The sequence below is a fragment of the Mycobacterium sp. genome (assembly GCF_019247615.1).
GTDB lineage: Bacteria > Actinomycetota > Actinomycetes > Mycobacteriales > Mycobacteriaceae > Mycobacterium.
On the sequence record NZ_JAFBAT010000234.1, the window covers coordinates 1 to 6,842 of the forward strand.

At 69.0% G+C, this 6,842-nt stretch carries 7 protein-coding genes and 1 pseudogene; all 8 read right to left on the minus strand.

Annotation, left to right across the window (positions count from 1 at the left end):
- Positions 1-178: pseudogene (locus JO059_RS16180) on the minus strand (glutamine synthetase); the annotation flags it as partial.
- 32 nt (positions 179-210) lie between these two features.
- Positions 211-771 (minus strand): alpha/beta hydrolase, encoded by a 561-nt coding sequence (locus JO059_RS16185; protein ID WP_293320445.1) that lies wholly within the window; start codon positions 769-771, stop codon positions 211-213.
- A gap of 44 nt (positions 772-815) precedes the next feature.
- Positions 816-2,339, minus strand: a complete 1,524-nt coding sequence (locus JO059_RS16190; RefSeq protein WP_293320447.1) for a cobyric acid synthase — start codon at positions 2,337-2,339, stop codon at positions 816-818.
- 9 nt (positions 2,340-2,348) lie between these two features.
- Positions 2,349-3,206 carry a type I methionyl aminopeptidase gene (gene map / locus JO059_RS16195; protein ID WP_293320449.1) on the minus strand — a complete coding sequence of 286 codons (858 nt, stop codon included), beginning with the start codon at positions 3,204-3,206 and terminating at the stop codon, positions 2,349-2,351.
- Positions 3,207-3,267: 61 nt separating this feature from the next.
- The gene (locus JO059_RS16200) at positions 3,268-3,867 is read right to left on the minus strand and encodes a DUF1707 domain-containing protein (RefSeq protein WP_293320451.1); all 600 of its coding nucleotides are present in this window, start codon (positions 3,865-3,867) and stop codon (positions 3,268-3,270) included.
- Between the two features lie 39 nt (positions 3,868-3,906).
- Entirely contained in the window at positions 3,907-5,724 is a 1,818-nt protein-coding gene (locus tag JO059_RS16205; RefSeq protein ID WP_293320453.1) for a penicillin-binding transpeptidase domain-containing protein, read from the minus strand.
- 114 nt (positions 5,725-5,838) lie between these two features.
- Complete coding sequence (locus JO059_RS16210) at positions 5,839-6,693, minus strand: GNAT family N-acetyltransferase (protein ID WP_293320455.1); 855 nt, start codon at positions 6,691-6,693, stop codon at positions 5,839-5,841.
- Positions 6,694-6,727: 34 nt separating this feature from the next.
- On the minus strand, positions 6,728-6,842 hold a 115-nt coding region (locus tag JO059_RS16215; protein ID WP_293320457.1), incomplete at its 5' end, for a hypothetical protein.

Below are 6,842 nucleotides of genomic sequence, written 5' to 3' on the forward strand. Positions count from 1 at the left end.
CGTCGACGGCGAGCAGGTAGCTGCAGCACTCGGCGCCGTGGGCGGCGATTTCCGCGACGAAGAGCCGGGCCGACATCCGCTTGCCGACCAGCCTGCCCTGCATGTCGGTGAACGCCACGATGACGGTGTCCACCGCGCCCGTTGCCACCAGTTGTTCGAGGGCGGGCGGCGACAACATCGCAGAGTCCGGCCGCGTCGCGGCGCTTTCTGCTACCACGTGCTGGTGCGCAACACGATCTCGGCCGCCAACTGCGCGGTCGACTCTTGCACGGTGCGCCGCGCGAGGTCCACAACGCGGTACTCGGCGTAAACGAACCGCTGGCTTGCGCTGGCCACCGCCCGCGCGGCGGGCGAACCGACCAGCACGGTGGTGCCGATCTCCACCGGCGGGCAATGTTCGTCGCCCACCTCGCCGTCGAGCCCGGCCACTCGCGGATGCCCGCGGTCGACCACCACCAGACCGACAAACCGGCCCAGTCGCGTCGCCGCCAGTTGCCAGGCAAGCTCGCCACCGGCGCGGTCGCCGACCACCACGGACCAGCCGATCCCCACCGCGTCGAGGATGCCGACCACCGACTTGGGGGTCAGCCGCCGGTCAAAGGCGATCACAACGGTCCGAATCGATGCCGTGTGCAGGCGCTCGCACACCGCGTCGTAGGCGGCCGGAGCGCGCTGCTCGTCGCCGAGAATCACGACAACCACGCCCTTCTCGGGACCGGATACGGCGACCGGGACGCCAAACCCATCGAGCGTGGTCATCATCGAGGGCATTAACGCACGTTACAGCCAATGGCCTGCCGGCGCGAGGCGCGCGCCTAGGGCCGCAACCGGCTTGCGACGTGCGGTCTCCGCGGCGGCGGGCCGTCGAGCAGTGCGAGCACCGCGTCGAGGTCGAGATGGGCCGTCAACAGATCGGCGACCAGGTCGAGTTGCGCATCGCGTCGCGCGGCGACGTCGGTGTCACCGACGACGAAACCGCGCCGGCCGGCCGCCTCGGCGACGCGAGCCAGCCAGGCACGGCGGAAGTCGTTGTTGTCGAGCAGGCCGTGCCAATGGGTGCCGAAGACGGCGCCGCGCACGAGTCCGTGCGGTTCGCTGCCTTGCTCCGTCTCCATTCCGAACCATGCGTCCTCGGCGCACCGGGAGATCCGGCCGTGATGGATCTCGTATCCTGCCAACGGGCCATCGTGCGGCTGCAGCCAGCGCCGCAAGACCTTGACCTCGCCGAAGGTGATGTCCGCGTCCAGCAAACCCAGACCGGCCACCACGCCCTCGCCGGATTCCACGGTGTCCTCGATGCGCCGGCACAGCATCTGCAGGCCCCCGCAGATGCCCAGTACCGGTTTGCCGGCCCGGGCATGCTCGACGATGGCCCGCGCCAGGCCGCGGTCGTGCAGCCAGGACAAGTCGGCCACCGTGGCCTTGCTGCCCGGAAGCACGATCAGGTCGGTGTCGACGAGGTCGGCGGGTTGGGTTGCCCAGCGGACCACCACGCCCGGCTCGCATGCCAGCGCCTCGACATCGGTCGAGTTGGAGATGCGTGGCAGCCGGACCGCGGCCACCCGCAACCAGTCGTCGCCGCGCGGTGGCGCGGGCGTGCCGACGACGCGGGAGGCGACCACCGACAGCGAGTCCTCGGCGTCCAGCCAGAGGTCGTCGGCGTAGGGCAGCACCCCGTAGGTCGGACGACCGCTCATGGCATGCAGTTGCCGCAGCCCGGGCTCCAGCAGTGCGGGGTCACCGCGGAATTTGTTGACGACGAAGCCGGCGATCAGCTCCTGGTCGTCCGGTTCGAGGACCGCGACGGTCCCAAACAAATGAGCGAGCAGGCCGCCGCGGTCTATGTCGCCGACCAGGACCACCGGCATGTTCGCCGATCTGGCCAACCCCATGTTGGCCAAATCGGTTGCGCGCAGGTTGATTTCGGCCGGCGAACCGGCACCCTCGCAGATCACCGCGTCGAATTCGCCTCGCAGCGAGGACAATTCGTCGAGGACGATACCAGCGAGCCGGTCGCGGTGCTCGACATAGCCGGCCGCGGTGACGTTGCCGGCGACCCGGCCGTGGATCAACAGCTGTGACGTGCGGTCGCTGCCCGGTTTGAGCAGGACGGGATTGAACCGCACGCTCGGCTGCAGACCCGCCGCCCGAGCCTGCATCGCCTGGGCCCGGCCGATCTCGCCGCCCTCGACGGTGACCACGGAGTTGTTGGACATGTTCTGCGCCTTGAACGGCGCCACCCGGGCCCCGCGGCGTGCCAACAACCGGCACAGACCGGCGACCACCACGGACTTTCCGGCATCGGAGCTGGTGCCCGCCACCAGCAGCGCGCCACTCACCGCGCTGGGTCAGGCGACCGTGAGGATCTCGACGCCGGTGTCGGTGACCAGCAGCGTGTGCTCGAACTGCGCGGTCCACTTGCGATCCCTGGTCACCACCGTCCAGCCGTCGTCCCAGATCTCGTAGTCCAGCGCCCCGATGTTGATCATCGGTTCGATGGTGAACGTCATTCCGGGCTGCATGGTCGTCGCCACGGACGGCTGGTCGTAGTGCAGCACGACCAGCCCGTTGTGAAACGTGGTTCCGATGCCGTGGCCCGTGAAGTCGCGTACCACGTTGTAGCCGAACCGATTTGCGTACGCCTCGATGACGCGGCCGATCACGGAGAGCGCGCGGCCCGGTTTGACGGCGTTGATCGCGCGCATCGTGGCCTCTCGGGTCCGCTCGACGAGCAGTCGGTGCTCTTGCTCGACATCGCCGGCCAGAAACGTCGCGTTGGTGTCGCCATGCACCCCGTCGATGTAGGCCGTCACATCGATGTTGACGATGTCGCCGTCTTCGATCACCGTCGAGTCGGGGATTCCGTGGCAGATAACCTCATTGAGCGACGTGCAGCAGGACTTCGGAAAGCCCTTGTAGCCCAGCGTCGACGGGTAAGCGCCATTGTCGACCATGTACTCGTGGGCGATGCGGTCCAGTTCGTCCGTCGTCACGCCGGGCTCCACCGCCTTGCCCGCCTCGGCCAGCGCGCCGGCCGCAATCCGGCCCGCAACGCGCATCTTCTCGATCACCTCGGGTATCTGCACCCACGGCTCGGTGCCCTCCCGGGCCGTGCGCTTGCCGACGTATTCCGGGCGCGGGATGTGGCTGGGCACCGGCAGCGTCGGGGATATCACTCCGGGGGACAGCGCGGTGCGAGCAGGCATGGGCCCAGCTTAGCGACGCCCATTGGGCGGCGCCTTCAAGGAGACTGACCCGGCCGGTGAATCAGTCCCTGGGCCGCCGCCGCAGCAGCGAGCGGCGCGGTCCGCGAATGACCACCGAGCCGCCGACCACTCGACCGGTCAGCACGACGTGCGGCGTCCCTTCACCCGGCGCGTCTTTGCGGCGGTCGCTGGCACTGCCCACGAAGACCTCGACATCGTCGATCGAGGCGCTGGCGCCGTCGGGCAACCGGATCTCCACGGAGCCCAACCTGATGTCGAGCTCGATGACCACCACCGGGCCCGCGAATCGGGCCTTCGTGAGGTCGAGTTCGACCGAGCCGAGGCGGCGCACCAGCGCCAGGCGGGTGGGCACGGTCCATTCGCCATGCCGTTTCAGGGAGCCCGCCCAGCCGCGCAGTTCGACCCGGTCGGCCGCGGAGGTCACGATGGCACCCGGTCCGGGCAGGTCGCCGACGAGCCCGTCCAGCTCGATCCGGGTCCGCGCGTAGGACACCTGCGACGAGCGCTGCTCGAATTCGTCGATATCGATCAGTCCGAGCGCGACGGCGTTGTGCAGGCGCCGCAGGATGCCGTTCCGGTCGGCGTCCGACACCCGCAGTGACATCGGAGCCACCATGTCTCCGCCGGAACTTTCGCCCATGGAAGGCAACTTACCGCCGCGCGGGGCGGGTGGCCGCCCTCAAGCCAGGTAGTCCCGCGGCAGCGACTCGAACATCACCTTGGTCATTCGCACCGCGTACTCCGAGCCGCCGCCCCCGACGATCAGCGCGGCGAACGCCAGGTCGCCGCGGTAACCGGCGAACCACGAATGCGACCCACCCGGGAACTCGGCCTCCCCTGTCTTCCCGTAAATCTCGCCACAGCAGCCGGCGATCTCCTTGGCGGTCCCGTTGGTCACCACCAGCCGCATCATCGGCCGCAGCGACTCGACCATCTTCTCCGAGATGGGCGTGTTGTCGCCCTTGACTATCGTCGGACGGCCCGCGATCAGCTGCGGCACCGGTGTCTTTCCGGCGGCCACCGTCGCGGCGACCAGGGCCATGCCGAACGGGCTGACCAGGACCTTTCCCTGGCCGAAGCCATCTTCGGTGCGTTCGGCCAGGTCGACCGTCGGCGGCACCGAGCCCGTCACCGTGGCGAGGCCGTCCACCTCATAGTCGAGCCCGATCCCGTAGCTGGTGGCCGCCTGCGTCAGGCCCCGGGGCGGCAGCCTGCTGCTCAGCTCGGCGAAGGTCGTGTTGCAGGAGCTGGCGAACGCCCGCGACATCGAGACCACTCCGAGGTCGAACCCGCCGTAGTTGGGGATGGTGCGGTGCCCGATGTCGATGTGGCCCGGGCAGCCCAGCATGGTATTGGGGGTGGCCATGTCGCGGTCGATGGCAGCCCCGGCAGTGATCATCTTGAAGGTCGACCCGGGCGGGAACAGTCCGGTGGTGGCGAGGGGACCGTCGGCGTCGGCCCCGGCGTTCTGTGCGACGGCAAGGATCTCGCCGGTCGACGGCTTGATCACGACGATCATGGCTTTGCCGCCCCGGGTATCCACCGCGTGCTGCGCGGCGTTCTGGACGGACCGGTCGAGGGTGATCGACACCGACGGCGCCGGCGAGCCCTCGACCTCGTGCAGGACCTCGACGTCGACGCCGTTCTGGTTGACGCTGACCACTCGCCAGCCCGCCTGGCCGTCGAGTTGGTCGATCACCGCTTTCTTGACTTCGGTGATGACGGCCGGGGCGAAATGCGGGTCCGTCGGCAGGATGTCGGCCAGAGGCGTGACGACGACGCCCGGCAACCTGCCGATCGCCGGAAAGACCTTGTCGTTGTCGTCGTGGTGCAGCGTGACGCCGAGGTCCAGCGGCTGGGTCGCCGAGCTCGCCTGCTCGGCCAGGAGCTGCGGGTCGACGAGCCCGTTGTTGAACGGATGCAGGGCATCCACCACCGCGTGCGCCGTGCCGATCAGCCCGGGCCCGGCCGCAGCGGCGTCCAGCGTGTAGTGATACAGGTAGCCCGGCGCGAGCACGTCGCTGCCCCCGAGTTCGTTCACCGAGGCGCGCCGCGGCGGGTCGGCCCGCAACGCGAACGTCTGGTGCTCCCCGAGCTTGGGATGCAGGCCGGTGGCGGCCCACCGAACTTCCCAGCGTCCCTCATCGCGGGCCATCCTCAGCTGGCCGTCGTAGCTCCAGGTCCGGTTCTTGGGCAGATGCCAGGTGTAGCGATAGCTGACGGTGCCGGTGTCTTCGGTGTACTTGGAACTGAGGATCTGCACGTCCAGGTGGGTGGCCTGCAGTCCGGACCACGCCGCGTTGAGCGCCTGACGGGCTTCGTTGGGATTGTCGCTGAGCTGGGCGGCCGTCGCGGTATCCCCGATGGCCAACGCGTTGAAGAACCTCTCGGCGGCCGGACCGGGGCCGTCCGGCCGGGGGGTGCATCCGGGCACAGCGATGACAGCGACGAGCAGCATGGCCGAGGCCCAAGAGGCTAGTGTTGTTTTAGTTACCATCGTTGCTGATGTTATGAACTGAGACGTCGGGGTCCGCGCAGACACACCGAGACCCGACCGTTATGCGCCGCGATCGGCGGTCCCGTGTCGGCGGCGACTGTGCGCACGCCGCGGTCAGTCCAGCAGTACCGTCGCGAACGTGCCGACCTCGGCGAAGCCCACCCGCGCGTACGCGGCGCGCGCGACGGTGTTGAAGTCGTTCACATACAGGCTGGCGATTCGCCCGCTGCCGACGATCACCGCGGCCACCGTTGCGGTCCCCGCGGTCCCCAGGCCCAGACCACGCCACTCGGGATGCACCCAAACCCCTTGAATCTGACCGACCCCGGGAGACTGCGAGCCCACTTCGGCCTTGAACACGACCCGGCCGTGCTCGAACCGGGCCCATGCCCGGCCCGCCGCGATGAGGCTGGCGACCCGCCGGCGATAGCCGCGACCGCCGTCGCCGAGCCGCGGATCGACACCCACCTCGCCGATGAACATGTCGACGGCGGCCACCAGGTAGGCGTCCAACTCGTCCGGCCGGACCTGGCGCACGCCGGGATCGATATCACAATTGGGGTGCCTGGTCAGCGCCATCAGCGGCTGGTTGGCCCGGACGTCGCGCGGGGGGCCCCACGCGGACGCCAGTCGCTCCCACATCGGCATCACCAGGTCGGCCCTCCCGACCAGCGACGAACAGCGCCGGGTGCCGCTCATCGCTTCGTCGGCGAAAGCGTTCAGGTCATCCCGTGCGCCGCGCAGGGGTATCAGGTTGGCGCCGGCGAAGCAGAGCGACTCCTGCGGGCCGCGACGGGTCCACAATTCCCCGCCGATCGAGTTCGGTTCGATGCCGTGGTCCGCCACGCGAGCCGCGACCATGCACGAACCGACCGGGTCATCGCCGAAGACGCGCCAGACGGCGGCGGCGTCACGTACCACGGACACCCGCCGCTCGCCGACCAGGCGAGAAAGAGGCGGAGCCGACATCGGGCGAACTCTCTGTGAAGGGCAGGGGCCGTTATCAGCTTACGGTCACAACAGGCGAACCGCTTGGTTCTTTTCCGGGACCATCCCCGGCACCCATCTCCGACGCGAGTCGCATCGCCTCCTCGATGAGCGTTTCGACGATCTGTGCC

Bases quoted from the DNA above. Each gene is read 5' to 3' on its own strand.
- JO059_RS16205 (WP_293320453.1), bottom strand. From the start codon at position 5,724: ATGGTAACTAAAACAACACTAGCCTCTTGGGCCTCGGCCATGCTGCTC.
- JO059_RS16200 (WP_293320451.1), bottom strand. From the start codon at position 3,867: ATGGGCGAAAGTTCCGGCGGAGACATGGTGGCTCCGATGTCACTGCGG.
- JO059_RS16185 (WP_293320445.1), bottom strand. From the start codon at position 771: ATGCCCTCGATGATGACCACGCTCGATGGGTTTGGCGTCCCGGTCGCC.
- JO059_RS16210 (WP_293320455.1), bottom strand. From the start codon at position 6,693: ATGTCGGCTCCGCCTCTTTCTCGCCTGGTCGGCGAGCGGCGGGTGTCC.
- map (WP_293320449.1), bottom strand. From the start codon at position 3,206: ATGCCTGCTCGCACCGCGCTGTCCCCCGGAGTGATATCCCCGACGCTG.